Here is a 26,765-nt window from a genome sequence, read left to right as displayed (position 1 = left end):
GCGTTCGACCACCGACCGGCCGAGGAGTGAGTGACATCGCCCGCGACCGATGTCCGGGAACTCTACGCCGCCGAAGGTGGGTCACCGTCACAGATTGATCATGTGGCCCGCGAGGCCGTGGACCGCTTCCTGGATCGCCTCGCCGAGGGTGGGGTGGCCGTGGACGTTGCGGGCCACCTCGTGGACGGTCAGATCCCACTTCTGAGCGAGCGTCAGTTCTGGTAGGAGTTCGGTTACTTCAGGGCCGATGAGGTGGGCGCCGATGATCTCCCCGTGTCCGGCATCGCTGACGATCTTGGCGAAGCCCGCGGTGTCCCCGACGCCGTGCGCCTTGGCGTTGGCGGTGAACGGGAACTTGGCCACCCGGACGTCGAAGCCCCGGTCGCGGGCCTGTGCCTCGGTCCAGCCGAAGCTGGCGATCTGCGGCTGGCAGAACGTCACCCTCGGGATCATCACATAGTCCAGCTCCATGGTCTCCGCGCCGGCGATGCTCTCCGCCGCCACGATGCCCATCGCCTCGGCGGCATGCGCCAGCATCAGCTTGGCGGTGACATCACCGATGGCGAACAGGTGCGGGACGTTGGTGCGGCACCGGCCGTCGATGTCGATGGCGCCGCGTTCGGTCAGCCGGATGCCGGTGTTCTCCAGTCCGAAGCCGGTGATCCGCGGCTGGAAGCCGACGGCCTGGAGGACCTGGTCGGTCTCCAGTGTCTGGCGCTGGCCGCCCGTGGTGACGGTGACCTGCACCCGCTCCCCGGAGTCGTCGATTCCCTCGACACGGGTGGAGGGCAGGACGCTGATGCCCAACTTGCGGTAGCGGCGGGCGAGTTCGGCGGAGACCTCCTCGTCCTCCAGCGGTACCACGCGGTCGAGGAACTCCACGAGGGTGACCTCGACGCCGTAGTTGTGGAGGACGTAGGCGAACTCGACGCCGATGGCGCCGGCCCCGGCGATGACGATGCTGCGCGGCAGTTCGTCGGAGAGGATCTGCTCCTCGTACGTCACCACGCGGCGGCTGAGGGAGGTGCCGGGCAGCAGCCGGGTGACCGAGCCGGTGGCGATGATGGCGTGTGCGAAGGAGAGGGTCTCGGTCCGGCCGTCACCCAGGGTGACATGGAGGGTGTGCGGATCGATGAACGCGCCGACGCCCTCGAACTGCTCGATCTTGTTCTTCTTCATCAGGTAGTGCACGCCCTTGGCGCGGCCCTCGGCCACCTTGCGGCTGCGCAGGAACGCCTCGTGGTAGTCGAAGGTGACCTGCCCGTCGATCCGCATGCCGAAGGTCTTCGCCTCGCGGTTCACGAGGTGGGCGATCTCGGCGTTGCGGAGCAGTGCCTTCGACGGCACGCACCCGACGTTCAGGCAGACACCACCCCAGTACCTGGCCTCGACGATCGCCGTGCGCAGGCCGAGCTGGGTGGCGCGGATGGCGGCGACGTACCCGCCGGGGCCGGCGCCCAGCACCACCACGTCGAAGTCGGTGTTCATGCCGCGCACCCGCCGCGTCGGTCGGCTGCGGCGCCGGGCAGGCACCGGGCCGTGTTCGGCTCGCTCATGCTCGGCAGCCTAGGCGGGGGCGGTCGGGGCCGCAGCGCGTCGCGGTCCAGGCGGGGGGGCAGGTGGACGCGGACGTGCCTGGGAGCCGTCGGGCGGCCGTACGCGAAGGCCCGGCGACCGAAGTCGCCGGGCCCTGGCCGGTGCCGTTGCGGCGGAAGGTCAGTGCACGGTGTCGTGACTGAGCTCGATGTCGCACTCGGCCTGTCCGGAGGCGGTCAGCCGCAGCGGGGCGGCGGCCGGCGGATAGCCGCTGGCGATCAGCGTGTACTCACCGCTGTCCAGATCGGTGAAGACATACGCGCCGTCCTGGCCGCTGGTGGCGGTGCCCACGACGTTGCCCGCGGGGTCGAGCAGGGTGACCCGGGCGTCGTTGACCGCGCCGCCCTGCACGGTGCGGACGGTGCCGCGCACCTGGGCGCCCGGCGTCAGCCGGATCTCGTACCAGTTGCGGGTGCCGGCGGCCACCTCCACCTGGAGGGCGGACGGGCGGTGGCGCTCGGCGCTGACCGCCAGGGTGTAGCTCCCCGGGGTCAGTTCGCCGAACGTGAAGCCGCCGTCCTGGCCGACGACGCCGGAGGCCACGACCTCCCCGCGGACGTCGGTGGCGACGACCAGCGCACCGGGCACCGGGTCGTCGTTCTTCTCCTCGCGGACCTCGCCGGACAGCCCGGCCGCACCGCTGAGGGTCAGGTCGAGGACGACCGGTTCGGCGCCCACCACGACGGTCAGTGCCTGCGGCTTGCGGGCGCCGGCCGAACCGATCAGGACGTAGGTGCCGGGGCCGGTGGTGGGCAGCGCATAGCCGCCGTCGGCGTCGGTGACGGTGCGGCCGAGCTGCCGCCCGCCGACGCTGATCAGGGTGACCGCGGCCTGCGGGACCGGGTGGCCGCCGCTGTCGCGCACGGTGCCGCGGATCGGCGGACCGGACGCGTCGACGCCGGGGTCCGGGACGTGCTCGGCAGCGGGTGCGACCGCCTCCGGGGCCGGCGCGGCCGCCGGTGCGCTCTCCTCCGCGGGCAGCACCTCACCGTTGGCCTCGGCCTCTGCCTGGGCCCGTGCCTGAAGGCCGGAGATCTGCCGCAGCGGCACCTCCTTGATGAACCACATCAGCACGAAGGCCAGCGCGACGACGACCGCGCCCATCAGGAAGACGGTGTGCATGGAGTCCGCGAAGCCTCGCTTGAAGGGCTCGGCCAGCCGCGGGTCCAGGTGCTGGATGAACGAGGAGTCGCTCAGCACACCCGAAGAGCCGCCGTTCCCGGGGTGCTTGAGCATGTCGAGCACCGGCTTGTTGGCCGGGTCGTGCAGGACGGCGGGGTCCTTGAGCGCTTCCTGGAAGCGCGTGGTGGACGCGGCGGCCCGGAACGCGTCGCCGATCTTGTCACCGACCGTGCTGAACAGCACCGAGAGGAAGATCGCGGTACCGGCGGTGGCACCCATCTGCCGGAAGAACGTGGACGAGGCGGTGGCCACACCCATGTCCTGCGGCGGGACCGCGTTCTGCACGGCCAGCACCAGGGTCTGCATGCAGCCACCCAGGCCGAGGCCGAAGACCAGCATGTAGACCATGGTTTCCCACAGCGCGGTGTCCCACTGGACGCGGTAGTGGAAGAGCAGCATGGCGGCGACCATCAGAGCGGTGCCGATGATCGGGAAGATCTTGTAGCGGCCGGTCTTGGCGGTGATCTGGCCGGACACGATCGAGGCGATCATCATGCCCGCCATCAACGGCAGCATCTCCAGGCCCGACTTGGTGGGGCTGGCGCCCTTCACGATCTGGAGGTACTGCGGAATCATCAGCATCCCGCCGAACATGCCCATACCGATCAGCACGGACAGCAGGCTGGTCTTGCTGAAGGTGCCGTTGCGGAACAGCCGCATCGGGATCAGCGCGTCGTCCCCGATCCACCGCTCGACCAGAACCCAGGCGATGATGCCCACGACGCCGACGGCATAGCAGGTGATCGAGCGGGCCGAGGTCCAGCCCCACTCCCGGCCCTGCTCGGCGACGAGCAGCAGCGGGACGACGCCGATGGTGATGGTGAGCGCGCCCCACCAGTCGATGCGCCGGTTCCGTCGGGTGTGCGGGATGTTGAGGACCTTGGCGACGACGAACAGCGCGATGATGCCGATCGGTACGTTGACCAGGAAGACCCAGCGCCAGCCGGTGATGCCGAGCAGGGTGGCCTGGCCGGCCAGCGCGCCGCCGATGAGCGGGCCGGCGACGCTGGAGGTGGCGAACGTACCGAGCATGTAGCCCTGGTACCGGGCGCGCTCCCGGGGCGGGACGATGTCACCGATGATCGCCAGCGCCAGCGACATCAGACCGCCGGCACCCAGGCCCTGGACGGCGCGGAACGCGGCCAGTTCGGTCATCGAGGTGGAGAAGGTGCAGAGCACCGAGCCCGTCACGAAGATGCTGATCGCGGCGAGGTAGTAGGGCTTGCGGCCGTGGAGGTCGGACAGCTTGCCGTACAGCGGGGTGGCGATCGTGGAGGTGATCAGGTAGGCCGTGGTCGCCCACGCCTGCTGGCTGAGTCCGTGCAGATCGTCCGCGATGGTGCGGATGGAGGTGCTGACGATCGTCTGGTCGAGGGCGGCGAGAAACATCCCCAGCATCAGACCGCTGAGGATGGTGAGTATCTGGCGGTGGGTGAGCGCCCCCGGCCCTGGTGCCGCCTTGGCTTGCGCCCCCGGCGGAGAGGTGGCTGTGCTCATCTGCGTATCTCTCCCTGCTCCACGGTGGTGCCCTGGTCTCCCCCGGGGCCCGGCCGTACGTGTTGACGTTCTGCCAGATCCGCGTTGAGCCGGCTCATCAGCCGGATCAGATCGGCCCGGTCCTGTGGCGACCAGGACTGCAGGATCCCGGCCAGCTCGGCGTCGCGCTGACGCCGGTAGTCCTCGAAGCGGGCCCGCCCCGCCTCGGTGGCGGTCAGCAGCGAACCGCGCCGGTCCTCGGGGTCCGGGCGCCGGGCGACCAGACCGCGTTCGACCAGCGAGCGGACCTGTCGGCTGACCGTGGACAGGTCCAGGAAGGCGTCGGCGGCCAGATCGGTCGCCCGCTGGTCCCCTCCGCACACCAGTCTGGCCAGCAGCACCCGGTCCGCGGCGCCGGCGTCATGCTTGACCCGCTGCTTCCAGGCCGCGATCAGCCGGGTGAAACGGACCATCTCCGTCCCCAGCCCCGCGGCCGCCTCGTCCAGGCTCGACGTGGCGGTGATCTCCGTGGTCCCCGCCCCGTCACAGGCACGGACCGCGCCGTTGTTCATCGTCGTGATCCTTCGCACTGGATGCGTGCATGCGTGATTGCGTGATTGCCGTGATCCAGTCGATCCACTGGATACATTGCTTGTATCCAGCAAGCATAGCGCCGCACGCCGGCACCGCCGACCGTGGGTCGATTCCTCGCGACTTCCCAGCGACGCGAAATGACGCCGGGCCGTCGGCGCCCCCTCCCAGCACCCCTACTCCCCCGGTGAAAAATCGCGACGAGGTGGTAGATATGCCGAAATGCCCCAGCCCTCTCGACCGGAAGGGAGAAATCCATGTCGTCGAAGCGTCGCCGCAAGAAGAAGTCACGCCGCAAGCACGCGGCCAACCACGGCAAGCGCCCACAGTCCTGAACGGGCACTAACGGGCGCTAACGGCCACTAGCCGGCCCTGACGGACGCGGGGCACTCCGGGTAGCCACTGGGTGATGCGGTACACCCCGCCGCCGAAGGCAAGCGTCGGGGTGCCGCTCGTCATGCGAGCCGGTCGTCGAGGTCAGTGTGCGATGCCATCGATGAGCTCGCGGGCGCCCTGGCGCAGCAGCGCTACGGCGACGGACGTGCCCAGCGTCTCGGGGGTCAGCGGGCCGGCCCACTCGTGTGCGTTGAGGACGGTCTTGCCGTCGGGCGTGAAAACGCTGGCCCGCAGGGAGAGTTCACCGCGCCGGTCGATGCTGGCGAATCCGGCGATCGGGCTGTTGCAGTGGCCCTGGAGGACGTGCAGCAGCATCCGCTCGGCCATGGTCTCCCGGTACGTCGCGGGGTCGCCGAGGCCACTGACCGCGCCGATGGTGTCGCTGTCGTCCTCGCGGCACTGGAGCGCCAGGACACCCGCGCCGATGGGCGGGCACATCACGTCCACCGGGAGGATCTCGGTGATCGCGTCGGTGCGGCCGATCCGCTCCAGTCCGGAGACGGCCAGCAGCAGGGCGTCGGCGTCGCCGGCGGCCAGCTTCTCCATGCGGCGGTTGGCGTTGCCGCGCATCGGCACGCACTCCAGGTGCGGGTGCGAGGCGGCGAGCTGGGCGATCCGGCGCACCGAGGAGGTGCCGATCCGGGTGCCGGCGGGCAGCTCGTCGAGGGGCAGGCCGCCCGGGTGGATCAGCGCGTCACGGACGTCGTCGCGCTTGAGGAAGGCGGCAAACGCCGTGCCGGCGGGCAGCGGGCGGTCGCCGGGGATGTCCTTGACGCAGTGCACCGCGAGGTCCGCCTGGCCCGCCAGCAGGGCGGCATCGACCTCCTTGGTGAACGCCCCCTTGCCCTCCACCTGGGAGAGCGCCCCCATCCACCGGTCCCCGGTCGTCTTGACGGGGACGACCTCCGTGGTGATGCCGGGGTGCAGCACGGCCAACTCGGCGCGGACGCGCTCCACTTGGGCCAGGGCCATCGGCGAGTCGCGGGAGACGATGCGGATCAGTTCTGGGGCGGACATGGCGCCGATGATAGACCGTCACATACGGACAGTTACCGACAGCACGTCGGAGTTTGCGTGCGTCCCGCCACCCCGCTCCGGTACGCGGACGACGGACCCGCGCCCGGCCGCCCGGTCCCCCCCCCGCTCCGGCCATGGCGATACCGTTCCCGCATGTCCCGATCGAGCAACAACCCCGCCGGAACGGATCACTCCGCGCCTCCCGCCGCCCCGGATCCCGTCACCGCCGACGATCTCGCCCGTGCCGTACGGCTCGCGGTGCGGCTGCTGCGTACCGCGCCGGCCTCGGCGTGGGAGGACGGCGGGCGGGCCGGTTCGCTGGAGTGGGACTGCTGGGAGACGGTCGAGCACCTCAGTGACGATCTCTTCGCCTACGCCGTCCAACTCGGCTCCGGCACACCGCCGTTGGACCGCGAGGTGCCGTTCGTATGGCACGCCCGCCGCCCCGGCGGCCCGGCCAACGCGGTGCACGCCGACCGGGCCGCCGGGCCCGCCGGGCTGCTCCGGACCCTGGAGGCGTGCGGTGCGCTGCTGGTGGCCATGGTGCGCACCACCCCGCCCGAGGTACGCGCCCACCATGTCTTCGGGGTGTCCGACCCGGAGGGCTTCGCGGCGATGGGGATCGTCGAGACCCTGGTGTGCACACCCACGATCTGGCCGCCGGGCTGGGGCTCGGCTGGGAGCCGCCGGCCGAGGTGTGCGCGCGGGTGCTGGACCGGCTGTTCCCGGACGTCCCGGCCGGGGCGGCCCCCTGGCCGACGCTGCTCTGGGCGACCGGCCGCATCGCGCTGCCCGGGCGCCCGCGCCGCTCGAAATGGCGCTGGGACGGCACCGTGCGGGCGTAGGGCCCCGGACGGCGAGCCGCCGGGGCCGCGGCGTCAGTGCCGCCGGGCCCAGGGGTGCCGCAGCCGGATCCAGATGTCCCGGGCCCGGCGCCCGGCCTCGGTGCGGCTGTGCGCCACCAGCTTGTGGGCCTGCTCCTTGGTCTCCACCATCGGGCCGGAGCCGCGCAACGGCTTGCCCGCGGTCTCGTGCAGGAACAGCGTCGAGAAGAACCCGACGACGCCGGCGGCCATCAGGTAGTACGCGGGGACCATGTGGCTCCCGGTCAGCTGCACCAGGCCGGAGGCGAACAGCGGCGTGGTGCCACCGAACAGCGACACCGAGATGTTGAAGGCGATGGAGAGCGCGCCGTACCGCATCCGGGTCGGGAAGAGCGCCGGCAGGGTGGCGGCGGAGGTGCCGGCGAAGATCACCAGCAGCAGGCCCAGGATCAGGCAGCCGAGGGCGGGCAGCAGGATGCCGCCGGCCCGGATGAGGAGCACCGCGGGGACGGAGAGCGCGATCAGGGCGAGGCTGCCGGCCATGAAGAGGGGGCGGCGGCCCCAGCGGTCGGAACTGCGGCCGACGGTGGTGATGGTGAGTACCACGACGATCATGGTGCCGAGGACCAGCAGCTGGGCGGTGAGCGGGTCCTGGCCGAGCGTCTCGGTCATGAAGGTCGGCAGGTAGGAGGTCACCATGTAGTTGGTGACGTTGTAGAGCAGCACCAGGCCCATGCAGATCAGCACCGCCTCCCAGTGCCGGGTGAAGATCTCCTTGAGCCTGCCGTGGCCGGACTGGCGGGCGACCTCGACCGGGTCCTCGCCGCCCGCGGCCCGCACCTCCTCCGCCTCCTTGTGGGCCTGCTCCGCCTCGCGCTGGAAGGCCGGGGTCTCCTCCAACCGCATCCGCATGTAGAGGCCGATCAGCCCGAGTGGGCCGGCGACCAGGAACGGCAGCCGCCAGCCCCAGGAGACCAGCCCGTCCTCGCCGAGCACCGCGGTGAGCACGGTGACCAGTCCCGACCCCAGCGCGTATCCGACGAAGGTGCCGAAGTCGAGCCAGCTGCCGAGGAATCCACGGCGTTTGTCGGGGGCGTATTCGGCGATATATGTGGTGGCTCCGGCATATTCACCGCCGGTGGAGAATCCCTGTACCAGCCGGCAGACCAGCAGCAGAATCGGCGCGGCGAAACCAACGGCGTGATATCCGGGCAGGAATCCGACGGCGAAGGTGCTGACCGCCATCATGATCATGGTGGCGGCCAGCACCCGCTGGCGTCCGATGCGGTCCCCCAGGGGACCGAACACCATCCCGCCGAGGGGCCGCACGACGAAGGCCGCGGCGAAGGTGGCGAACGACGAGACCACCTGTGCGCCGGGCGAGCTGGCGGGAAAGAAGACCTTTCCCAAGGTGCCCGCCAGATAGGCGTAGACGCCGAAGTCGAACCACTCCATGGTGTTGCCGAGCGCGGCCGCCGATACCGCCCGGCGCACCGCCGGCCGGTCGGTGATCGTCACATCCGCGTGACTCAGCGGCTGCTTTCGGCGGCGCAGCGCAATGCGCAGCAGGCGGTCGGTGGCGGCGCTTCCGCCGGCGGATGGTTTCCGGGCCGGGCGGCGGCCCTGCGGATTGCGGCGGGCGGCGCTCATTTCATCCCGTCAGCGCGCGGAATTCGGTGCCTCATATTCGTCATATCCGTCATTATTTCTCCGTGTTTTCCGCGGCGAGAGCAGACCCGCCGGAACCGCGTGTCGGGACGGCCGGAGCCCGGGCCGGCGTTTCGGGCCGCCCCGGACTCCGCCCACCCCGCCCCACGCGTCCTCGCCACACTGCCCGCGTCCTGCGCCGGGCCGTGGCCGTGCGTGCCAGGACGCGCCCTACGCCCGCCTCGACGAGACGAGGTGGGCGAACGCCACCACGTTGGCCATGTAGTCCTTGACCTTGTGGTCGTACGAGCCCCCGCAGGTGATCAGGCGGAGCTGGGGGTCCGGGGTGTCGGCGTAGACCCGGTCGTTGGGGAAGTTCGCCTTGCTGAACGTCTCCACGGAGTCGACCTTGAAGGTGGCGACGATGCCGTCCTCGCGGGTGATCTCGACCAAGGCCCCGGGCTTGAGGGTCTCCAACTGGAGGAACACCGCGGGGCCGGTCTTGGTGTCCACATGTCCGGCGACGATGGCGGCGCCCCGCTCGCCCGGCGTGGCACCGTCCTGGTACCAGCCGACGAGGTTCTTGTCACCGGCCGGGGGCGCGTTGAGCTGCCCGTTGGGGCCGAGGGTCAGCGGGGTGAAGGGCGCGTCCACGGCGATCTCCGGGATGGACAGCCGCTTCGGTACGGACCGGGCCAGGGCCAGATCGGGGGCGGACGAAGCCGGAGTCTCCGGCGTCGGGGTCGGGGTCGGGGCCGCGGCGGTCGGGGTGGCCGCGTACGAGGACTGCGGTTTGGCGTCCGCCGAGGTGTCCACGGAGTTGTAGACGAGGATGGCACCCAGCAGAAACGCGCTCACGGCCCAGATCAGGCCGCGTCCCACGGGGCGAGGCACGGCGGCTTCCTTGGTCGGATCGGGACTCGGATTCGGCTGGGGCGACTGCGGGGCGGTCATGGGGGGCCTTTCGTGAGCGGGCGGGGCGAGTCGCGGCGGGCGGCGCGGCGTCATCGGACGGCACGCGGGCCGTCAGGGGATGCGCGGCACCATGGCGGCGGACATGGAATCGCCGCGGCCACCGTCCGGCGAGGACGGTGGCCGCGACTGCACATCGACCTCCGGAGGGGGCAGCCTTGTCAGGCCGCGGTGCCCGACGTGTTGCGGCGACGCAGCATGTAGGCACCAGCGCCCAGACCACCGAGCATCAGGACGGAACCGGCGGCCAGACCGCTGCCGGACATCGCCATCCCACCGCCACCGGTGTGGACGCCGCCGTGCGGACGGCGGCCCCAGTGGTCGTGGCCCCAGCCACCGTTGTCGCGGTCGCCGTAACCGCCGTTGTCGCGGTCCCGGTCGCCCCAGCGGCCGTGGTCCCGGTCGCGACCGTGGTCCCGGCCCCGGCCGTGATCGTTGTCGCCGTAGTCGTTGTCCCAGTCACCGACCACGACATCGGCCAGCGCGCCACCACCGGTGTGCACGCCACCGTGCGGATGGCGGTGGTGGCCGCCCCAGTAGCCGTGGTCCCGGCCGTTATCGCGGTCGCCGTAACCGCCGTGGTCGCGGTCCCGGTCGCCCCAGCCACCGTGGTCACGGTCCCGGTCGCCGTAGCGGCCGTGGTCCCGGTCCCGGTCGCCGTAACGGCCACGACCGTGATCATTGTCGCCCCGGCCGTGGTCGTCGCCGCTGACTGAGGTACCGCTGCCCGTCGCGAAGTCCTGGACCAGGCCCATGGCATTCGCGGCTGGTGCGGTCATGGAGAGCACCGCCGTAATGGCGGCGGAAGCGAACAGAGTGCGGGCAGTGCGCATGGAGTCATGTTCCTTTCGGCGCGACTGCGAAGGCTGACACTTCGTCGGCGCATCGGATCGCAGTAGCGACGTGATCACCGTCAGTCGGAATCGGGCTCGGCACCACCGGAGAACGCCGCATTCGAGCGACAACATCGGCTCTTCGGGTGGCAGAGGACGGCGAATTCACCCGTTGGACGGCGCGTGTCTCCGCCGTGTCGTCATCAAGGTGGGCTAGAGGGGGGCTAACGGGGCCCGGAGGGCGCGGACGGTGCTGGGGGGCGGCGAGAGCGGGCGACTGGAGGTTGTGGCGATGTCACGACCATCGTCGTGCAGGACGGTGGGACGGTGACGGCGGGACGGGAGAGGGGCCGGCCTGGCACCCCTGTCACTCCAATGCCAGGCAGGGGTGCCGGTGCCTGGACGCTCACGCCGCCGGTTGCTGACTGCCTATTGGCTGACGTGACGTCAATCCGAGGGAGATGGGTCGGCCGGCCGTACGGCGGCGCCAGTCGCGACAGAGGTCGGCTCGGAATTCCCCAACATATCTCTATGGCCGTGCTGTTCGAGGGGAACGACGACCGGTTGGCGGGTCTCCGGGCATGCTCGGCCGGATTGAGGAGAGCGAGGAGATCGCGGAGTTCGTACAGATGGTGGGCGGGGGCGGGTGGGCGCGGCGGCGCGGTTCAGCCGGTGCCGGCCCGCAGCGCCTCCTCGACGATCGCCTCCAGACGGGCGTGATGGGCGCCGCGCCAGTAGACCCGTCCGCACGCGGTGCACTGCGCGAAGACGTCGTAGGTGCGCTGGGTGCCGTGCTGGAGCTGTTCCTGGACGGCGTCCTTGTCGGCGGCGGCCAGGCGGCCGTTGCAGGCGGTGCAGCGGGTCCAGGGGTCGAGAGCGGGGGCGAATCGGCCGAGTACGTCGCGGAGTTGGTCGTCCGGCCGGTCGCTGTAGACGTACGCGCCGGCCCAGATCTCCCGGCGTTGCAGCAGCCCCCGGTCGCGGGAGAGCAGCACCCGCCGCTCCTGCGCGGAGAGCGCGGCCAGGGCGGCGTCTCCGGGGTCCTGGTTGCTGTAGGCCGCGTCGACGCCGAGCAGCCGCAGCCGGCGGGCCAGGGTGCCGAGGTGGACGTCGAGCAGGAACCGCAGCGGTGCGCCCGGGACGCGCTGGGGGCGCTCTACGGCCTGGACCTCGATGTGTTCGCCCCGGCCCGGAACGTGCGAGACGGCTACCTGGGCCCCGTTCACGACCAGCCGTCCGACCTCGGTGAGCGGGACGCCGAGCGACTCGATGACATGGCCGAGCGTCGAGGAACCGTCGGTCACCAGCGTCGTACGGCCGGCGGCGCGCTCGGCCCCGACGAAAACATGCAGCTCAGGGGCGAAGGTCAGGGTGATCTCGGGTCCGTTCACGTCGCACAGCATGGCACCGGGCGGGCCGTGTCAGCCAGCGCATTCCACGGCGGCCGCGCCCGCGCTGGTCTCGGCCAGCGAGCTGTTCACCCCCGCGGATATCGAGCACATCGCCCCGGTGGCTGCCCAGGCGTCGTTCGAGCCGTATCTGTGGCGATCGGCGGCGGTACGGGGCCCCGGTCCGCCTCGGCACGAGCACCGAGGACTACCTCGCCGCGCCGTCTGCCGGCCTGCCCGACTGCCCGTCCGCCCGCCACCGGACCCGGCGCTCCCGTGCCCCAGGCAAGCCCCAGGCGGCCTCTCTTCCCCCACCCCGATGACTCCGCCCCACTACGGACGGAGGACGTCGTCCGCCGCGGCTCCTCCCCTGGTACGACGATGCGCCCAACCGAACTGCGTAGCGTGAGCAGAGCAGCCGGACCGCACGGTACGGAGCTGCGCCAGTGTGGTGACGCGATATGTGTTGCGAGTCGAGAAAGGCGGGACGGCAGATGCCGGAGTATCCGCAGACCGATCAGGCCCCGCGGGGTGGGCAGAGCCCTCGGACGCCCGAGGCCCCAGAGGGCCAACGGGACGCACGGGGCCCCGAGATGTCCGCGCAGCGGCAGTCCCCGCTCACCGACCCGCCGGACTCAGGCGCGCTTCCGGTGGTCGATCTGCCCGCCTACGGCGAGGACTTCATCTCCGACCCGTATCCGTACTACGCCGAACTGCGGGCCCGCGGCCCCGTCCACCGGGTTCGCACCCCGTACGACCAGGACGCCTGGCTCGTCGTCGGCCATGAGGCGGTCCGTTCGGCCCTCGCCGATCCCCGGCTGGGCAAGGACTGGACCAAGGCCAACCTGCAACGCCTGGCCGGCGAAACGCCCCTGTTCACCAACATGCTGGACGCGGACCCACCGCACCACACCCGGTTGCGGAAGCTGGTCGCGAAGGAGTTCACCAGCCGCCGCGTCGAGGCGCTCCGCCCCCGCGTGCAGCAGCTCACCGACGAACTCCTCGACGCGATGCTGACCGCGCCGGACGGCCGGGCCGACCTCATCGAGGCACTCGCGTTCCCGCTGCCGATGACCGTCATATGCGAACTCCTCGGCGTGCCCTCGATAGACCGCGAAGCCTTCCGCGTCTGGTCCAACGAGCTCGTCTCCCCGACCCATCCCGAAGCGGTCGCCAAGGCCACCCAGGACATGGCGGACTACCTCACCGCGCTCATCGAGACCCAGCGCCGCGAGCCGGGCGACGGGCTGCTCAGCGCCCTGATCCGGACCAGCGACGAGGACGGCGACCGGCTCTCCCACGAGGAACTCATCGGCACAGCCTTCCTGTTGCTGGTCGCCGGCCACGAGACCACGGTCAATCTCGTCGCCAACGGTGTCCGGGCCCTCCTGGAACACCCCGACCAACTGGCCGCCCTGCGCGCCGACGACGGCCTGCTGGACAACGCCGTGGAGGAGATGCTCCGCTACGACGGCCCGGTGGAGACCGCCACCTGGCGCTGCGCCTCCGAGCCGGTGGAACTCGGCGGCACCGTGATCCCCGAGGGCTCCCCGGTGCTGATCTCGCTGGCCTCTGCGTCCCGCGACACCGAACGGTTCGCCGTCGCCGACGACTTCGACATCACCCGCGACCCGCGCGGCCATGTCGCCTTCGGTCACGGCATCCACTTCTGCCTGGGCGCGCCGCTGGCCCGTCTGGAGGGCCGGATCGCCGTCCGCTCCCTCCTGGACCGCTGCCCGAATCTCGCCCTGGACACCGCAGCCGACGCTCCGCACTGGCGCAGCGGCCTCCTCATGCGCGGTATGGACCGGCTTCCGGTCCGCTGGGACGGATAGGCACCCCCAACCGGGCCGCGAGCGGAGCGAGTTGATTCGCCGCACCCGGTAGTCCAGTCGTGGGGCCGGGCTGTACGCCTGTTGGACGTGCGGCTCGCGGCCGCCGGCCGCCCGGCTGTACGGCCCGGCGGCCTCTCCCGTTCACCGGCCGGTGCGGGATCGTCCAACCGCCTGTGGCACAGTGTCCCGATGAAGACCATCGGGTTGATCGGCGGCATGAGCTGGGAGTCCACAGCGGAGTACTACCGCCTGTTGAACGAGCTGACACGGGAGCGACTGGGCGGGCTGCACTCGGCCAAGTGCGTGCTCTACTCCGTGGACTTCGCGGAGATCGAGCGCCTCCAGGTAGAGGGGCGCTGGGACGAGGCAGGCGAGGCCCTGGCCGAGGCCGCCAAGGCGCTGGAGGCGGCGGGCGCGGACCTGCTGCTGATCTGCACCAACACCATGCACAAGGTCGCCGACCAGGTGTCGTCCGCGGTCGGCGTCCCGCTCCTGCACCTCGCCGACACCACGGCGGAGGCCGTACGCGGCAAGGACCTTCGCCGCATCGGCCTGCTGGGCACCGCGTTCACCATGGAGCAGGACTTCTACCGCGGGCGCCTGGCACACCACGGCCTGGACGTCCTGGTTCCGGATGCCGCCGGACGCGAGACCGTGCATCGCGTGATCTACGAGGAGCTGTGCCTGGGCATCGTCAAGGAGGAGTCCCGCGACGCCTACATCGCCGTCATCGACGAGCTGATCGCCGCCGGAGCCGAGGGCATCGTGCTCGGCTGCACCGAGATCGAACTCCTCATCCGTCCGCAGGACAGCCCCGTCCCGGTCTTCCCGACGACCCGACTCCACGCCGAGGCGGCAGTCACCTGCGCGCTGAGCATGACTTGAGCATCGTCACCTACCGCCACGCCCGCGCCTGCGCGGTCCCTGACAGCCCCGGCAGGACGCGGCACCCTCCAGCCCCGGCCGAAGCACACTGAGGCGGCCCACCCCACGCCCGGCCTGGGCCCTGCCCGGAGTGGCAGAGACTGCGGCCGATCAACGCCTCACGGGCTCAGGGGCCTCGCCAGGAGCGGGGTATGGGGTGCCTGGTGCCCGCCACTGGCCACCATGCGGACCTCGCCCCGATCACTGATCTCCGCGCGCACGATCCCCGACTCGTCTTCGTAGATCGGATACCCGCCCGCTCCCGCCTGGTCCGTACGGCGGACGATCACCACGTCGTCCTCTACGGCGGGGGCCTGAAATACCAGCTCATAGCGTTCCGGGTAATCCATCGGGGCCTCCCGTTACTGCTCTGCGGGTCCTGCCGCCCAAGGCGCCGCGCCGCCGCCACTGCGCACTGTGCAGCGCCCCGTCCCTTCCATCCTCACCCACCCCCGGGCGCCCCGCCTCACCACAATTCGTTGAACGGTGAATATCTCCTGTGCGCGGCTGTGCGCGGCGACGAGGTTTCGGATCAAGCCGGACCAAGCCGGATCAAGGTAGACCCGTGGGTTGATGTCTCGCGCCTGGGCCTACGCGAGAATCGGATCAATGAAGCACCGAGAAACGACCAGTAAACGAGATCCGTACGCCTCCAAGACCCCGAATTGCCGGAGTAGCCATGCCTGTTGACCTCCGCTCGCCACACCACCGCCGCAGAGTGACCCTCATCGCCACGGCCGCCTCCTTATCCCTCCTCACCCTCCCCACCGCAGCCTCCGCGACCGCCATCACACCGTCCGCCTCGCCACAGACCCCATACGCCGGCACAGCAGCCACAACCCCGACCTCTGCCTCTACCTCTGCCTCCGTTTCTACTTCCGCTTCCACTCCCGACTCCGCCTCCGCCTTTGCCTCTAGCTTTGCCTTTGCCCCAGTCTCGACGCCCTCCACGCACCACCCAGCGCTCGACCGCCGGGCCCTGGAAAGTTCCCTCCAGGCGTTCCACAAGGCAGGGATGTACGGCGCGTACTCCGCCGTGCGCGACGGTTCCGAAGAGTGGCAGGGCGCAGCAGGGGTCGCCGATATCGACACCGGCCGCCCCACCACCCCGCAGATGGAACATCGCATCGGCAGTGTCACCAAGACCTTCACCGCCACCGCCGTGCTCCAGGAAGTCGGCAAGGGCCATATCGACCTCGACGCACCGGTCGGCCACTACCTTCCCGATCTCGTAACGGGCGAGCGTGGCCGGGCCATCACCGTCCGGATGCTGCTCAATCACACCAGCGGCATCGGCGACTACGGCCGAGCGATCTTCGCGACTGCGGACAGCATCGAAGGCAATCGCTTCCACGAGTTCGCCCCGGAGGAGCTGGCCCGACTGGGTGCCGCCGCTCCCCCGCTGGGCAGGCCGGGCGAGGCCCACCACTACTCCAACACCAACTACATCCTCGCGGGTCTCCTGCTGCGGAAGGTCACCGGCCAGCCCCCCGAGACCTACATCACCGAACACGTCATCCGAAAGGCCGGCCTGCGCCACACCTACTTCCCGCGCTCGCCCTACCTCGCCGGACCACACGCCAAGATGTACGAGGCCGCATACGGAGGCTTCACTCCACCCCGCGACTTCAGCGTCTACAACATGTCCTGGGGCGGCACGGCCGGTGCCCTCGTCTCGACCATGCCCGACCTCAACCGCTTCCACCGCGCCCTGCTCAGCGGCAAGTTGCTCGCCCCGGCAGAGCTGCGCCAGATGAAGACGACGGTGCCGGTCCCGGGCACCCACGCACGCTACGGCCTCGGTCTGCTCCAAACGACCTCGGCCTGCGGGGAGTTCTGGGGTCACGACGGCCTGGTCCTCGGCGCCATGACCTGGTCCCTCTCCAGCCCGGACGGCCGGCGTCAGCTCTCACTCGGTTTCAACCTCGCCCGCTATCAGAAGCTCGACGCCAACAACCAGCCCATACCGAACGGGATCGACGCGGCCATGGAGGCCCATCTGGCACAGGCCATATGCGGCACCAAGGCCAGCACGGGCCGCAACACAGAGCGGTCTCTTGCCCGGCCCCGGCCCCAGCCCCAGCCCCAGCCCCACAACTGGCCCATATCTCCTAGGACTACGGATGTCTACTGAAGCAATCGACCCCATGGACCGGCTGCTCGCCGAGCGCGCCTGCGAACGTCTGATCCTCGACTTCGTCCACCGCCTCGACCTCGGAGACCCGAGCTCCGTGGCCGAACTGTTCACGGAAGACGGCGTCTGGCAGTGGCCCCATGACGACCGCCGCATCGTGGGCCGCGAGGCACTGCGCGCGTACTTCGGCTCCCGCCCGGCGGACCGCCTCTCACGGCGTCTGATGACGAACATCCTGGTTTCCGTCACCTCCACCACGACGGCAACCGCCATCTCCTATCTCACCACCTACCGCGTCGACGGCTTCACCGGCGGCATGGTCCCACCGCAACTCCCCGCCAACGTGGGCCACTACGAGGACACCTTCCGCAGGATCGACGGCAGGTGGCTGCTCGCCACCCGAACCACCCACCTGGCCTTCGGAGCCGCCACACAACGCCTCGCGCCCCCGAGCAACAGCTGAAAAGCAGAGGCAAAGAGGCAGCGAGCAAGAGATGCAGAAGAAGAAGTAGGAGACGGGAGCGAGGAGAAGTAAGGGAGGGAAACAGGGAGGGCCCCGCTCCCGTGCGTGACGACGGGAGCGGGGCGGGTCCGAGTAGCGCCAGCAGCTCGGATAGATACGGGACTACGGTACGGGCGACCACTGACAACGGCCTCCCGCACCGGTCCGCCCAGACCACGAACGGCGGCAGTTCGCCGCCCCAATCCGGGCGCCCCAGTCAGAGCCGGCGGCGATCCCGCGCCACGCCCTCGTCCTCGAACACGCCTCACCGCACGCCGAAGCCCGTCGAAAAACACCACCCGATCCGGGGAACGTACAACGACAGACCGCCTGCCCTGCCGCCGGTTCGACTCGAAAGCCCAGTGGCGCCGGCATGGCGCCTCGCGGCCGGATCGCATGACGCCCTGTTGACGGTTCGAGTGCGGGCATACAGGGTGGGCGAACGCGGAGCGTGTGGGAATGGACACATGCTGACAGCGAGGGGAGGGCGAGGTGCTGACAGTCTTTGCTGGTCAGCGAGTTGAGTCGGAGTCAGGACGGGCGGCGGAGTCCACTCGGGGGCGCTATGGCTGAAGAACGCGGGGGCGCGTTGTCAGTGGCTGCCCCTAGCATGTCTCACATGTCCCCGACTCCTGCTGCCCATACGGGTGCGCCCGTTCCTGCTTCCGAGGCCAACGATTCGATCCGGCGTTTTGTGCGCGCCCGGCACGGTCTGGCCTGGACGGCGCAGGACATGGCGGAGTATGCGGCACTGCTGGAGGTCTGGATGCTGGCGGTGCGTGCCGAGGTGGCGGAGGTCGTCGAGGCCGCCTAGGAAGAGCTAGCGCCCACCCATCGACAAGGGCACGTGTACGACGGCCCTGGCGCCCCGCCGCGCACCCAGCGGTCCGCCAGGGTCACCGCCCGACCAGCCAGGGCACCTGCGTTTCCGTACCTCCCGCGGTCGTCTCCGGCCCTCGGGGAAGGTGGGCCGCTGCGAGCAGGGCGTGCGATGCGTCCGCTCCCGGCTCCCCCGGTCCGCCAGAACCTCGACGTCGGATTTCCGCCAGTAGCTGCGTCCCAAAACCGGCAGACTCGAAGAAAGCCCAGGTAAAAACCGACCGAGGACGCACCCGAGGACGCATCATGAACACCCGCAGCACGCCGGCCGCCACGACCAGCGCCACCACCTCCACCCCCGGCTCCGCCAACACCGCCTTCTACACAACCCACGACAGTCCCCTTGGCGAGCTGCTGCTGGTCGGTGTGGATTCCCCCACCGCACCCGGTGGCATCGCTCTGACCTCGCTCTCCCTCCCCGGACAGCGCGGCGCCGCCACCGTAGGGGCCCACTGGCACCGCGATGCCCCTCCGTTCGCCGAGGCCATCCGTCAGTTGCGGGCCTACTTCGCCGGTGAGCTGACCCGTTTCGCGCTGGCGTTCCGCACCACCGGCACGGAGTTCCAGGAGCGCGTCTGGCGAGCCCTCGACGAGATCCCTTACGGCACCACAACCACGTACGGGCGGCTCGCCGACGAGGTTGGCGTTGCGCGGGGCGAAGTGCGTGCGGTGGGAGCCGCGATCGGCGCCAACCCGCTGCTGCTCGTGCGGCCCTGCCACCGGGTGATCGGCGCGGACGGCTCCATGCGGGGCTACGCCGCCGGCGTGGAACGCAAAGTCGCCCTGCTGACACACGAAGGCGCCCTCCAGCCCACCCTCATCTGACCGTCGTGATCGCGCACGAGGTGCGCGATCACGGTCGGCTGCCACTGTGCACCCAGCGTTACCCGGCGGCTCGCCACCCGCTACCCGGCCACCTGGTCACACCGCTCCACCCCAGCCCACCCCACCAGGTGGCACCCCATGGCACCCTGAACGAAGGGGGAGCCCGCGCAGGCGCCCCGTCAATCCATTCCCTTCCCCGCACATCAAGGCAGGTCAGAAAGGTATGAGTACCCCGCTTCCCGGCTTTGAGGATGTTGGGCGGCTCCGGGATCGCGATGGGGCGGGCGGACGCCGGGGAGCGGCCCGCCGGCCCGGGGCAGCGGCCGGTACCGAAGGCCGGATCCGTCGGGAGCCGGCGCCCGGGGCGGTCCACGTGCCCGGTTGGCTGTCTCTGGATGAGCAGCGTGAACTGGTCACCGCCTGCCGGGCGTGGGCGCGCGGCCCGGTGCCCATCCGGCACACCAAACTGCCGCGTGGTGGCGTGATGTCCGTCCAGACCGTGTGCATCGGCTGGCACTGGCAGCCGTACGCGTACACCCGTACCGCCGACGATGTGAACGGTGCACGGGTCGCCGAATTCCCGGACTGGATGGTCGCGTTGGGCCGTCGCGCACTGACGGACGCGTATCAGGACACCGCAGCGGCCGCCGACTACACCCCGGATACCGCGCTGATCAACTTCTATGACAGCGTGGCGAAACTGGGCATGCACCAGGACAAGGAGGAGCACTCCAGCGCGCCGGTCGTCTCCCTCAGCATCGGTGACACCTGTGTCTTCCGCTTCGGCAACACGGAGACCCGCACCAAGCCGTACACGGACATCGAGCTGGCGTCGGGGGATCTCTTCGTCTTCGGTGGTCCTTCACGGTTCGTGTACCACGGTGTGCCGAAGGTCTATCCCGGCACCGGCGACCCCGCCACCGGCCTCTCCGCCGGCCGCCTCAACATCACCATGCGCGTCACCGGACTCACCGGCCCGGGTGGACTGGCTGGACCGGGCGGACACAACCGACTCAGCTGATCGGCCCCGCAGGTTTCCAGGAGGGGGCAGACTGGACGCATGTGCCGCAGTATCAAGACGCATGGATCTCCATATGGCGTCTGGCCTGCGGAAACTCCGCAACCTTTTGATCAACTGGGAGCGGAGTGGGAACTGGGGGCATCCAAAACGGCCCCGACTGCCAGAACTTCTCCCACCGGTCCTGCAACGTCTCCACGATACGAAGCTCCATCCCCGGAGTCACGTTGCTGTAGAGACCCTTCACGCCGGCGACCTCGTGGCCCATGCGTGACTCGGACGCGATCTCACTGTGCCCGTCTTCGTCCAACCATTCCTTATGTCCATGTCTGAGAAGGTAGATCCGCTTCCCTGTCATCTCCCCCACCGCCGGGATCGCGGGTCGCAGCTTGTGCCTTCGGCTTGTCCGCTCTTTCGCCCCGTCACGGATCGGATGCCAGTAGTGCTTCTCGAACTGCGTCCCGAGCAGGTCTCCCCCGTTCAGGGCCGGGAACACCCACGGCGACGCGTGCGAGGCGAGCAGCGCCTCGTGCATCTCGTGCAGGAACGGCGGCACGACCAGCGTGCGGTGCGAGTCGTACTTGGGGTCCGTCAGAACCTTCTCACCGTCGACCCACTGATGCTGGTACTGCACCCGCAGGGCCGGCATCTCCCCGTAGCGCTTCAGCGACTCCGCCCGCCGGTCCGTGTCCGGCTCCGTGGCAGGCCAGGTCGGCGAAGCGTAGTGCCGCTGCAGCCCATACATTTCGCCAGGCCGCATGGCGGTGAAGGCCGCCGTCCAGATGTACACCCAGCCCGTGTATGCCCACACCGTGTAGGCGTTCCTCGCCAACTGGTGCAGAACCGCCATCTCCATGGGGCGCTTGATCTCGCGCGGCTTCTTCGTGTACTTGCCGCGGCGCTTCTGCCGGATGACCGGTGACTCCCTGCGCATCTTGTACTTCACAACCGCGTCATCCATGAGCATGCCGAAGACCATGAGGATTTCGCCGACGTAGCCCTTGGAAATCTCGCCCCTGGCGGCGGCTGTGTTGAGGACCTTCTTCCATGCCTCGTACTCCCACGTCGTGATCTCGCCGACGGGGCGGCCGTTCCAGTACGGAAGGATCTGCACCTTGATGATGGACTTGTAGGAAGTCAGCGACGCCGGGCGCAACTCCTGTGCCTCGTACCAGTCCCAGCAGTAATCCTTCATCAGCACCTTGCTGTCACGCTGCTTGATCCCGGTGCCATGACGCACTTCGTACTCACGATCGAGGCCATAGTCGCGCGCCACATCTTCGTCGTCGAAGCCGGACTTCCACTCGTACTTCTTGCGGCCGTTCGGCAGGTACTCGCCTGCCCACCACTTGACTCGACACTTGTTGCCGCGCCACTCGATGTAGGGCATAGGCACTCCTTGGGGTCTCCCGCGATGGCCCGGCAGGCTGATGCCCTCTCCTGCCACGCCTGCATGGCCTGCTAATCACGCCCGCCCATGGGGCGGTTGCGCCGCAACGGGCAGCCTCCCCCTGGCACTTGATCCTCCCATCCTTCCCTCGACTGGGAGCCCATTACGACAGAAGCCGCCCCCGGGCCACCCACTTGGGAGGTGGGACGGCGGCCCGGGGTCGGCGTTCGTGAGGCGCGGCCCGCCTTGATGCGTGCACGCGCCAGCCATCCATCTTGATATATCAAGCGGACTCCATCGTTCCTACCCTTGCGGTCACATCAGAAACAAGATCGTTAGGGACGGGTTGCGATGGAGGCTGCGCACCGACGCGTCGCCGCCGACCTTGCCGACCAAATCTCAGCCGGCCTCTGGACCCCCGGCGACCAGCTCCCCTCCCGGGCTGCGTTAGCCCGCCACTACGGAGTCCATGAGCAGACCGTGCGCCTCGCGATGGTCCTCCTCCGATCGCGTGGACTCATCGAAGGCGAGCAGCGCAATCGCCTCCGTGTGGCACATCCTCGCGTTATGCGCACCCTCATCCGCCCGGACACCGATTGGCCGCACCAGACGGAGATCACCGACAGCAGCCCCTGTCGCGCCACAGACGAACTTGCCGACCGGCTCGGCGTCCGGCCGGGCGTCACGCTGCAGCACGAGACCGTCGAATGCATGGACCCGGGCGGCCGGTCGGCGATGCTCGTCAGCAGTTGGTGGCACGGTCGGCGCCGGTCGCACAGCAGCCACGTCGTAGAGCTCGGCGTCATCGCAGTCGACGCTGACCAAGCGCACGCGCTCGGGCTCACCGTGGACACGTCCGCCTACCGGCTCGTGCGCACCCGCCTCAATGCAGAACGCCAGGCGGTCGAGACCGCGGACCTCATCCTGCCGATGGACCGCTGGACGATCCGGCTCTGACGTGCCAGCGCCCCGCTCCGGGCGCCGTTCCGGGGCGGCGCGGGGTAGCAGCGTCGCCGCAGCCGATCGTCTGACCTGGCACGATGGGCTCCATGGAAGCTGAGCTGCCGACCGTGACTGTGCGCCTGTGGCGCGCCGATGCCCTCGTGCTGTTCGACTGGCTGATGGGCACGGATCTCGACTCGGTGCCGGTCACCCATCCCGCACAGAAGCAGGCGCTGGCCGACTTGCTCTCCCGGCTGGAGTGGGACACCGACACGGACCTGACCGGCACGACGAGCGAGGAGATTGCCGCTGCGCAGCAGGAGGTCGCTCAAGACATGGGCTGGTAGGAGCTCTGACCTAGGCGGTCAAGGTTCGATGTCACGAACCGGGCAATGGTCAGTCTTCGATGGCAATCGGTCCAGGTTCATTGTCACTGGACACGGGCGGCCACTGACAATCCTGGGCCCCTTGAGCCTAGTATCGAACACATGCACGACTTGCCGCCGGATCTGCCCCGCCTCCGCACCCTGGAGACGTGGCTGCAGCTCACCCTCGACCACGTCCGGCAGGCCATCGTCATCGCCGAGCAGCGCGAAGCCCAGCGGCAGCGCGCCACCCCTCCCCCGTCGCCGGACTGGCTGCTGCAGCTCAGCATCGGCGCCGGGAGCCAGCCGATCGCCGTGCACGTCGGCGGCTGCTCCTCCGCCGGCCGGCGCGCCCGCCCTATCGGCCGCGACCAAGCGATGCGCGCCCTCGCCGAGGGCTTGGAGGCGTGCGTGCTGTGTCGGCCGGACACGGAGCTCGGCATCCTCGGCTGACCTGCGGCCCGAGGCCGCTCGGCGCACGCTGGAGGGATGCGGCACGACGCGCCCATCGTCATCCACCGGCTGTCAGCAACCGGCGGCCGGCGCGTCGTCGCACGTGGGCAGATTCTCGGGCTGGCGTACCGAGATGCTGACGTGATCGAGTTCCTACGCCGAGCCGGCGTCGCTGCGCCCGAGGAGATCCTCGACGATCCCGCCTGGGTTGAATGGCGCGGAACGAAGCCGCACGAGTGGGGCGACGGGCGATAGGGAGCCCCACCGCGTCGGGGGAGCACGGTGGGGCCTGGGTGCAGTGTGGCAGACGGCTCACCTCCGCAGCGCCCGATTGACCTCACGCCCGCGCCTGCGCCCGGATGGGCGCAGAGCAGGAGCATGCCCCCACCCGTCGACCTACGGTCGGAGTATGCGGCCGATCTGGAAGGGCAGTATCTCGTTTTCGCTGGTCAGCGTGCCGGTTCAGCTCCTGGCCGCCACCGAGGAACATGGCCCCGGGCTCCACGAGGTCCACGCTCTGGACGGCGGCCGCATCCGTCACCGCAAGGTGTGTGAGCTTGACGGCCGCGAGGTAGCCCAGCACGAAATCGCACGCGGCTGGGAAGCCCCTGACGGCCGCACAGTCGTACTCGACGAGGCCGACATCGCTGCGCTGCCACTGCCCACCAAGCGCGTTATCGACGTCGTCGGGTTCCTGGACATTGAGCAGGTCGACCCGCTCATGTACTCGCGCCCTTACTGGGTCTCGCCCGAAGGAGCCTCATCGGAGCGGCCCTACGCTTTGATGACCGAAGCTCTTGCCCGCTCGGGCCGGCTGGCCGTTTGCAAGGTGGCGATCAGATCGAGGGAACGCCTCGCTGTGCTCAGGCCGAGGCAGGGCATCCTCGTCCTCCAAACCCTCTTGTGGCCGGAGGAGATCCGAGACCCCGGGGACCTGTCCAGCCCGTCGCCGGTGACGGATCGGGAGCTGATGCTCGCCGAGATGCTGATGGACGAGCTCGCGGGCGTCGACATCGACCAGCTTCACGACGAGTACGCCGCGGCGCTGGAGCAGTTGGTCGACGCCAAGGCTCTCGGCGCGGGGCTGGCGCCGGCACTTGAGCCGGGGCCGGTCGTCGACCTTATGGCGGCGCTGGAGGAGTCGGTGCGCGCAGCCCGGCACGCCCGCGGCGACGAAGAGCGCGAGCAGCACCAGGATGACTAGCGCATAACGTTCCCTTAAGCGCTACGAATTGATCTCCTCCGCAGCACCGGACGGCGGCTTCGCCGGGCTGGCGACGTACCGGTGAAGAGCCATCACGATGACGTCAGTGATCGTCCGCCCCTCCCCCTTCGCCTTCTCTGTGGCCGCCCTCCAAAGCGGGTCGGGCACGCGGACGTTGCGCTTGGGCGTCTCGCCGGTCTTCGGCCTGGCCACTGCGGCCACCTCCTCAAATCTGTAGGGACAGAAACTAGCATTCACCTGCTTACCCGTCTTGACTAGGGCCTCACCTTTGGAGCATTCTGTATGTACAGAAACTAAGCTTGATTAGGGGAGAAGGTCGTGTCGGTTCAGCTTGAGTTCCGGGCAATCGAAGAGACCGAGTCGGCTGTGGACGAGATCCTGACGGCAGCCCGTGCCGCTATCGACCTCAACCGCTTCCCGGGCTTCGCCGAGTTCACGAGCGGCATCGTCACCATCGAGCAGGCGGACAGCGACCGCATCGTGCTCGCCACCGACAACCGCTGGTCGGCTACCGCAATCCGCACCGCCCTACGCCGCGCGGGCCACGCAGTCGAAGGCGACCGCCGCAACGAGACCACCACGGTCGCCGTGTGGGCGACCAGTGAGTCATACGACGCGACACAGCCCGAGCTGCAGTTGACGGAGGGGCACGACGAATACGGGCGCAGCGTGTTCCGGCTTGAGGGGCCGGACGGCATGGTGGAACAGCAGTGTGGCTCCGGCGCCCACAACGAGCTCATCGTGCATGCCCGCCATCCGTTCCCGGGCGCGGCCCACGTCGAGTGCGACAGGCACGGCAATGACTGCTGGCGCCGCGCCGACTGGCCGCTGGACGACCGCATCCGCCGCTTCATCCGTGCCGTTCTCACGGATAGCGGCTCCGCTTGGCAGACGAGCCCGGAAGCAGAGCAGCGCATGCACTCCTTCTACGTGCGCCACGTACACCAGACCCGGCCCGGAGCTTCCCTGCCTGAGTTCCGCGTCGCCATTCCGCCTGTCGCTCAGGTGCCAGTTCCGGCTGCCACAAGCCGAACGGTTCCCCGTCAGCCCACCGTCCCTGCTCCCCGGCAGGTGGACGTCATCCGAGACCTTGCCGACTTCGAGGACGTCGCGTGACCCAGAACCTCCCCACCCAGTCCGCCGGGCAGTCGATCACGCTGCCCGGCTCGGACCTGTTCGACCGGGTCTGGAAAAAGCTCACCGACGACCTCGGCGTCGTCCAGGTCGCACGTCACGGGCAGGAACGCATCTACAAGCCGCGCGCCGAACTCCTCGCAGAAGCCGTCACACCCGAGACGTTCGTGATGATCCTCGACTGGCTCACCTCCACCCGCCGCGGAGCCATCACCACCAAGCGAACCTACGTCGACGACATCCGCCGCGTCTGGGCCACCTACGCCCAAGAGATCGGCCACGAACGGTTCTTTCTCGGCTGCTTCACCGCCGACCAGATCCGAACCTGGCGGCTCGACAAGGAAGGCGAGGGCGTCGCCCGCACCACCATCGCCCGCTACCTCAACGCCCTCTCGTCGCTCCACACCTATGCCGCCGAGAAGATCGATCTGCCGAAGAACCCCGTCACCCAGGACGACCGGCCGAAGGTAGACAAGGGCAACAGCTCCACGAGCACGCCCGTCCTCGAAGTCGAGGAAGTCCAGGCCGTCGCCGCGCAGGCGCAGAGCGAGCTCGACCTACTCGTCGTCTCGCTGCTGTACGCGCTCGCCGGCCGGGTCACCGAGATGTGCGCCGCTGATGTCACCGATCGAATCGAGCGCGGGCGACGCAGCTACCTCGACGTGACCCGCAAGGAGCACAAGGAGCGCATCCTACCGCTCCCCCTCTCCGTCGCCGAGATGCTCGACGCCCACACCGCGGGCCGCACCGAGGGCCCGCTCCTGCTCGACTCCGAAGGCCAGCGACTCGACCGGCACGACGTCGCGCGCATCCTCGCCCGCATGGGTCGCCACGCCGGAGTCCTACCCGGCCGCAAGCTCACCCCGCACGTCATGAGGGCCAGTCGCATCACACACATGCTCGACGAAGGCGTACCGCTCGCCGAAGTGCAGGCGTTCGCCGACCACGACAACTCAAACACGACGGTCGCCTACTGGAACCGGCGGAACAAGGGGAAGCGCAACGCTGCCCACGTGGACGCGGCCGAGGCCGTATTCGCCAGCGTCACGCCGAAGTTCCGGACCTGACGGCGCCTGCGCAGGTCAGCGCCCGCCATATGGCATGTTATCGCGGACGGTGCAAGGTCAAGTTGCGGGCCACCCAGCGAGGTTGACGTCTGAGGGCAGCCGTCCCTCGCCGCATCGGGGGGTCGGACCGCGGGTTAGGGGACGACGCAG

The 26,765-nt window shown here is 69.5% G+C and carries 27 protein-coding genes and 2 pseudogenes; 17 read left to right on the top strand and 12 right to left on the bottom strand.

What is annotated here, in order from left to right; translation table 11 throughout:
- Positions 1-87: 87 nt before the first annotated feature.
- The 3 genes from lpdA to ACRAS8_RS32815 all read right to left on the bottom strand — a co-directional run bounded on the left by lpdA (position 88) and on the right by ACRAS8_RS32815 (position 4,826).
- A complete protein-coding gene (gene lpdA / locus ACRAS8_RS32825; protein ID WP_438489624.1) occupies positions 88-1,488 on the bottom strand; it encodes a dihydrolipoyl dehydrogenase in 1,401 nt (466 codons plus the stop codon).
- A 228-nt stretch (positions 1,489-1,716) separates the two neighbouring features.
- Positions 1,717-4,275, bottom strand: coding sequence for an MFS transporter (locus ACRAS8_RS32820; protein ID WP_438489623.1), 2,559 nt, complete (start codon positions 4,273-4,275; stop codon positions 1,717-1,719).
- On the bottom strand, positions 4,272-4,826 hold the full coding sequence (locus tag ACRAS8_RS32815) for a MarR family winged helix-turn-helix transcriptional regulator (protein ID WP_438489622.1): 555 nt from the start codon (positions 4,824-4,826) through the stop codon (positions 4,272-4,274). The genes ACRAS8_RS32820 and ACRAS8_RS32815 overlap by 4 nt, the downstream gene beginning before the upstream one ends.
- Before the next feature lie 276 nt (positions 4,827-5,102).
- Between ACRAS8_RS32815 and ACRAS8_RS32810 the strand changes: the two genes are divergently transcribed.
- Positions 5,103-5,180 (top strand): 50S ribosomal protein bL37, encoded by a 78-nt coding sequence (locus tag ACRAS8_RS32810; RefSeq protein WP_373287922.1) that lies wholly within the window; start codon positions 5,103-5,105, stop codon positions 5,178-5,180.
- 142 nt (positions 5,181-5,322) lie between these two features.
- On the opposite strand, the gene hemC is transcribed toward ACRAS8_RS32810, so the two are convergent.
- The gene (gene hemC / locus ACRAS8_RS32805) at positions 5,323-6,258 is read right to left on the bottom strand and encodes a hydroxymethylbilane synthase (RefSeq protein ID WP_438489621.1); all 936 of its coding nucleotides are present in this window, start codon (positions 6,256-6,258) and stop codon (positions 5,323-5,325) included.
- Between the two features lie 153 nt (positions 6,259-6,411).
- Here hemC and ACRAS8_RS32800 point away from each other — a divergent pair.
- A pseudogene (locus ACRAS8_RS32800) lies at positions 6,412-7,103 on the top strand (hypothetical protein).
- Positions 7,104-7,136: 33 nt separating this feature from the next.
- Here ACRAS8_RS32800 and proP read toward each other — a convergent pair.
- The 4 genes from proP to ACRAS8_RS32780 all read right to left on the bottom strand — a co-directional run bounded on the left by proP (position 7,137) and on the right by ACRAS8_RS32780 (position 11,925).
- Entirely contained in the window at positions 7,137-8,732 is a 1,596-nt protein-coding gene (proP, locus tag ACRAS8_RS32795) for a glycine betaine/L-proline transporter ProP (protein ID WP_438489620.1), read from the bottom strand.
- A 228-nt stretch (positions 8,733-8,960) separates the two neighbouring features.
- Complete coding sequence (locus ACRAS8_RS32790) at positions 8,961-9,683, bottom strand: class F sortase (RefSeq protein ID WP_438489619.1); 723 nt, start codon at positions 9,681-9,683, stop codon at positions 8,961-8,963.
- Between the two features lie 179 nt (positions 9,684-9,862).
- Entirely contained in the window at positions 9,863-10,480 is a 618-nt protein-coding gene (locus ACRAS8_RS32785) for a hypothetical protein (RefSeq protein WP_438489618.1), read from the bottom strand.
- Positions 10,481-11,199: 719 nt separating this feature from the next.
- Complete coding sequence (locus ACRAS8_RS32780) at positions 11,200-11,925, bottom strand: Mut7-C RNAse domain-containing protein (protein ID WP_438489617.1); 726 nt, start codon at positions 11,923-11,925, stop codon at positions 11,200-11,202.
- A gap of 590 nt (positions 11,926-12,515) precedes the next feature.
- Here ACRAS8_RS32780 and ACRAS8_RS32775 point away from each other — a divergent pair.
- Positions 12,516-13,757: a cytochrome P450 family protein gene (locus ACRAS8_RS32775; RefSeq protein ID WP_438489616.1), complete on the top strand. Its 1,242-nt coding sequence runs from the start codon at positions 12,516-12,518 to the stop codon at positions 13,755-13,757.
- Between the two features lie 189 nt (positions 13,758-13,946).
- Positions 13,947-14,642 carry an aspartate/glutamate racemase family protein gene (locus ACRAS8_RS32770; protein WP_438489615.1) on the top strand — a complete coding sequence of 232 codons (696 nt, stop codon included), beginning with the start codon at positions 13,947-13,949 and terminating at the stop codon, positions 14,640-14,642.
- Positions 14,643-14,800: 158 nt separating this feature from the next.
- Here ACRAS8_RS32770 and ACRAS8_RS32765 read toward each other — a convergent pair whose 3' ends face one another.
- Complete coding sequence (locus ACRAS8_RS32765) at positions 14,801-15,031, bottom strand: DUF6296 family protein (protein WP_438489614.1); 231 nt, start codon at positions 15,029-15,031, stop codon at positions 14,801-14,803.
- Between the two features lie 256 nt (positions 15,032-15,287).
- Entirely contained in the window at positions 15,288-15,632 is a 345-nt protein-coding gene (locus ACRAS8_RS32760) for a hypothetical protein (RefSeq protein ID WP_438489613.1), read from the bottom strand.
- Between the two features lie 64 nt (positions 15,633-15,696).
- Between ACRAS8_RS32760 and ACRAS8_RS32755 the strand changes: the two genes are divergently transcribed.
- The 5 genes from ACRAS8_RS32755 (at position 15,697) to ACRAS8_RS32735 (ending at position 20,042) form a co-directional block, all read left to right on the top strand.
- On the top strand, positions 15,697-16,815 hold the full coding sequence (locus tag ACRAS8_RS32755; protein ID WP_438489612.1) for a serine hydrolase domain-containing protein: 1,119 nt from the start codon (positions 15,697-15,699) through the stop codon (positions 16,813-16,815).
- A complete protein-coding gene (locus tag ACRAS8_RS32750) occupies positions 16,805-17,278 on the top strand; it encodes a nuclear transport factor 2 family protein (RefSeq protein WP_438489611.1) in 474 nt (157 codons plus the stop codon). The genes ACRAS8_RS32755 and ACRAS8_RS32750 overlap by 11 nt, the downstream gene beginning before the upstream one ends.
- 658 nt (positions 17,279-17,936) lie before the next feature.
- A complete protein-coding gene (locus ACRAS8_RS32745) occupies positions 17,937-18,131 on the top strand; it encodes a hypothetical protein (protein WP_438489610.1) in 195 nt (64 codons plus the stop codon).
- A 311-nt stretch (positions 18,132-18,442) separates the two neighbouring features.
- Positions 18,443-19,021 (top strand): methylated-DNA--[protein]-cysteine S-methyltransferase, encoded by a 579-nt coding sequence (locus ACRAS8_RS32740; protein WP_438489609.1) that lies wholly within the window; start codon positions 18,443-18,445, stop codon positions 19,019-19,021.
- 223 nt (positions 19,022-19,244) lie between these two features.
- On the top strand, positions 19,245-20,042 hold the full coding sequence (locus tag ACRAS8_RS32735) for an alpha-ketoglutarate-dependent dioxygenase AlkB family protein (protein WP_438489608.1): 798 nt from the start codon (positions 19,245-19,247) through the stop codon (positions 20,040-20,042).
- 52 nt (positions 20,043-20,094) lie between these two features.
- Here the strand turns inward: ACRAS8_RS32735 and ACRAS8_RS32730 are convergent, their stop codons facing one another.
- Positions 20,095-21,429: an integrase gene (locus ACRAS8_RS32730; protein ID WP_438489607.1), complete on the bottom strand. Its 1,335-nt coding sequence runs from the start codon at positions 21,427-21,429 to the stop codon at positions 20,095-20,097.
- Between the two features lie 351 nt (positions 21,430-21,780).
- On the opposite strand from ACRAS8_RS32730, the pseudogene ACRAS8_RS32725 reads away from it, so the two are divergent.
- The 6 genes and pseudogenes from ACRAS8_RS32725 to ACRAS8_RS32700 form a co-directional block, all read left to right on the top strand.
- Positions 21,781-21,969 (top strand): annotated as a pseudogene (locus tag ACRAS8_RS32725) (GntR family transcriptional regulator); the annotation flags it as partial.
- Between the two features lie 27 nt (positions 21,970-21,996).
- Complete coding sequence (locus ACRAS8_RS32720) at positions 21,997-22,386, top strand: hypothetical protein (protein ID WP_438490697.1); 390 nt, start codon at positions 21,997-21,999, stop codon at positions 22,384-22,386.
- A gap of 92 nt (positions 22,387-22,478) precedes the next feature.
- A complete protein-coding gene (locus ACRAS8_RS32715) occupies positions 22,479-22,718 on the top strand; it encodes a hypothetical protein (protein ID WP_438489606.1) in 240 nt (79 codons plus the stop codon).
- Between the two features lie 141 nt (positions 22,719-22,859).
- Positions 22,860-23,189, top strand: a complete 330-nt coding sequence (locus ACRAS8_RS32710) for a DUF6233 domain-containing protein (RefSeq protein ID WP_438489605.1) — start codon at positions 22,860-22,862, stop codon at positions 23,187-23,189.
- 36 nt (positions 23,190-23,225) lie between these two features.
- Positions 23,226-23,444 carry a hypothetical protein gene (locus tag ACRAS8_RS32705; protein ID WP_438489604.1) on the top strand — a complete coding sequence of 73 codons (219 nt, stop codon included), beginning with the start codon at positions 23,226-23,228 and terminating at the stop codon, positions 23,442-23,444.
- 154 nt (positions 23,445-23,598) lie between these two features.
- Positions 23,599-24,393, top strand: a complete 795-nt coding sequence (locus tag ACRAS8_RS32700; protein WP_438489603.1) for a Ku protein — start codon at positions 23,599-23,601, stop codon at positions 24,391-24,393.
- Between the two features lie 21 nt (positions 24,394-24,414).
- On the opposite strand, the gene ACRAS8_RS32695 is transcribed toward ACRAS8_RS32700, so the two are convergent.
- The gene (locus ACRAS8_RS32695; RefSeq protein WP_438489602.1) at positions 24,415-24,606 is read right to left on the bottom strand and encodes a hypothetical protein; all 192 of its coding nucleotides are present in this window, start codon (positions 24,604-24,606) and stop codon (positions 24,415-24,417) included.
- A 126-nt stretch (positions 24,607-24,732) separates the two neighbouring features.
- Between ACRAS8_RS32695 and ACRAS8_RS32690 the strand changes: the two genes are divergently transcribed.
- Both ACRAS8_RS32690 and ACRAS8_RS32685 read left to right on the top strand, forming a co-directional pair.
- Entirely contained in the window at positions 24,733-25,530 is a 798-nt protein-coding gene (locus ACRAS8_RS32690; RefSeq protein ID WP_438489601.1) for a hypothetical protein, read from the top strand.
- The gene (locus tag ACRAS8_RS32685; protein ID WP_438489600.1) at positions 25,527-26,615 is read left to right on the top strand and encodes a tyrosine-type recombinase/integrase; all 1,089 of its coding nucleotides are present in this window, start codon (positions 25,527-25,529) and stop codon (positions 26,613-26,615) included. The genes ACRAS8_RS32690 and ACRAS8_RS32685 overlap by 4 nt, the downstream gene beginning before the upstream one ends.
- Positions 26,616-26,765 lie beyond the last annotated feature (150 nt).

The sequence above is a fragment of the Streptomyces sp. S186 genome, assembly GCF_051603415.1.
Lineage (GTDB): Bacteria > Actinomycetota > Actinomycetes > Streptomycetales > Streptomycetaceae > Streptomyces.
Note: the sequence above shows the minus strand (reverse complement) of the source record. Positions and strands in the feature narration are given on the sequence as shown.

Coding starts and splice junctions, on each gene's coding strand:
- ACRAS8_RS32765 (WP_438489614.1), bottom strand. CDS start 15,031: ATGGATTACCCGGAACGCTATGAGCTGGTATTTCAGGCCCCCGCCGTA.
- ACRAS8_RS32790 (WP_438489619.1), bottom strand. CDS start 9,683: ATGACCGCCCCGCAGTCGCCCCAGCCGAATCCGAGTCCCGATCCGACC.
- ACRAS8_RS32755 (WP_438489612.1), top strand. CDS start 15,697: ATGTACGGCGCGTACTCCGCCGTGCGCGACGGTTCCGAAGAGTGGCAG.
- ACRAS8_RS32740 (WP_438489609.1), top strand. CDS start 18,443: ATGAACACCCGCAGCACGCCGGCCGCCACGACCAGCGCCACCACCTCC.
- ACRAS8_RS32820 (WP_438489623.1), bottom strand. CDS start 4,275: ATGAGCACAGCCACCTCTCCGCCGGGGGCGCAAGCCAAGGCGGCACCA.
- hemC (WP_438489621.1), bottom strand. CDS start 6,258: ATGTCCGCCCCAGAACTGATCCGCATCGTCTCCCGCGACTCGCCGATG.
- proP (WP_438489620.1), bottom strand. CDS start 8,732: ATGAGCGCCGCCCGCCGCAATCCGCAGGGCCGCCGCCCGGCCCGGAAA.
- lpdA (WP_438489624.1), bottom strand. CDS start 1,488: ATGAACACCGACTTCGACGTGGTGGTGCTGGGCGCCGGCCCCGGCGGG.
- ACRAS8_RS32720 (WP_438490697.1), top strand. CDS start 21,997: ATGCGCACCCTCATCCGCCCGGACACCGATTGGCCGCACCAGACGGAG.
- ACRAS8_RS32710 (WP_438489605.1), top strand. CDS start 22,860: ATGCACGACTTGCCGCCGGATCTGCCCCGCCTCCGCACCCTGGAGACG.
- ACRAS8_RS32715 (WP_438489606.1), top strand. CDS start 22,479: ATGGAAGCTGAGCTGCCGACCGTGACTGTGCGCCTGTGGCGCGCCGAT.
- ACRAS8_RS32815 (WP_438489622.1), bottom strand. CDS start 4,826: ATGAACAACGGCGCGGTCCGTGCCTGTGACGGGGCGGGGACCACGGAG.
- ACRAS8_RS32705 (WP_438489604.1), top strand. CDS start 23,226: ATGCGGCACGACGCGCCCATCGTCATCCACCGGCTGTCAGCAACCGGC.
- ACRAS8_RS32810 (WP_373287922.1), top strand. CDS start 5,103: ATGTCGTCGAAGCGTCGCCGCAAGAAGAAGTCACGCCGCAAGCACGCG.
- ACRAS8_RS32750 (WP_438489611.1), top strand. CDS start 16,805: ATGTCTACTGAAGCAATCGACCCCATGGACCGGCTGCTCGCCGAGCGC.
- ACRAS8_RS32700 (WP_438489603.1), top strand. CDS start 23,599: ATGCGGCCGATCTGGAAGGGCAGTATCTCGTTTTCGCTGGTCAGCGTG.
- ACRAS8_RS32730 (WP_438489607.1), bottom strand. CDS start 21,429: ATGCCCTACATCGAGTGGCGCGGCAACAAGTGTCGAGTCAAGTGGTGG.
- ACRAS8_RS32785 (WP_438489618.1), bottom strand. CDS start 10,480: ATGACCGCACCAGCCGCGAATGCCATGGGCCTGGTCCAGGACTTCGCG.
- ACRAS8_RS32745 (WP_438489610.1), top strand. CDS start 17,937: ATGTCCCCGACTCCTGCTGCCCATACGGGTGCGCCCGTTCCTGCTTCC.
- ACRAS8_RS32735 (WP_438489608.1), top strand. CDS start 19,245: ATGAGTACCCCGCTTCCCGGCTTTGAGGATGTTGGGCGGCTCCGGGAT.
- ACRAS8_RS32770 (WP_438489615.1), top strand. CDS start 13,947: ATGAAGACCATCGGGTTGATCGGCGGCATGAGCTGGGAGTCCACAGCG.
- ACRAS8_RS32775 (WP_438489616.1), top strand. CDS start 12,516: ATGTCCGCGCAGCGGCAGTCCCCGCTCACCGACCCGCCGGACTCAGGC.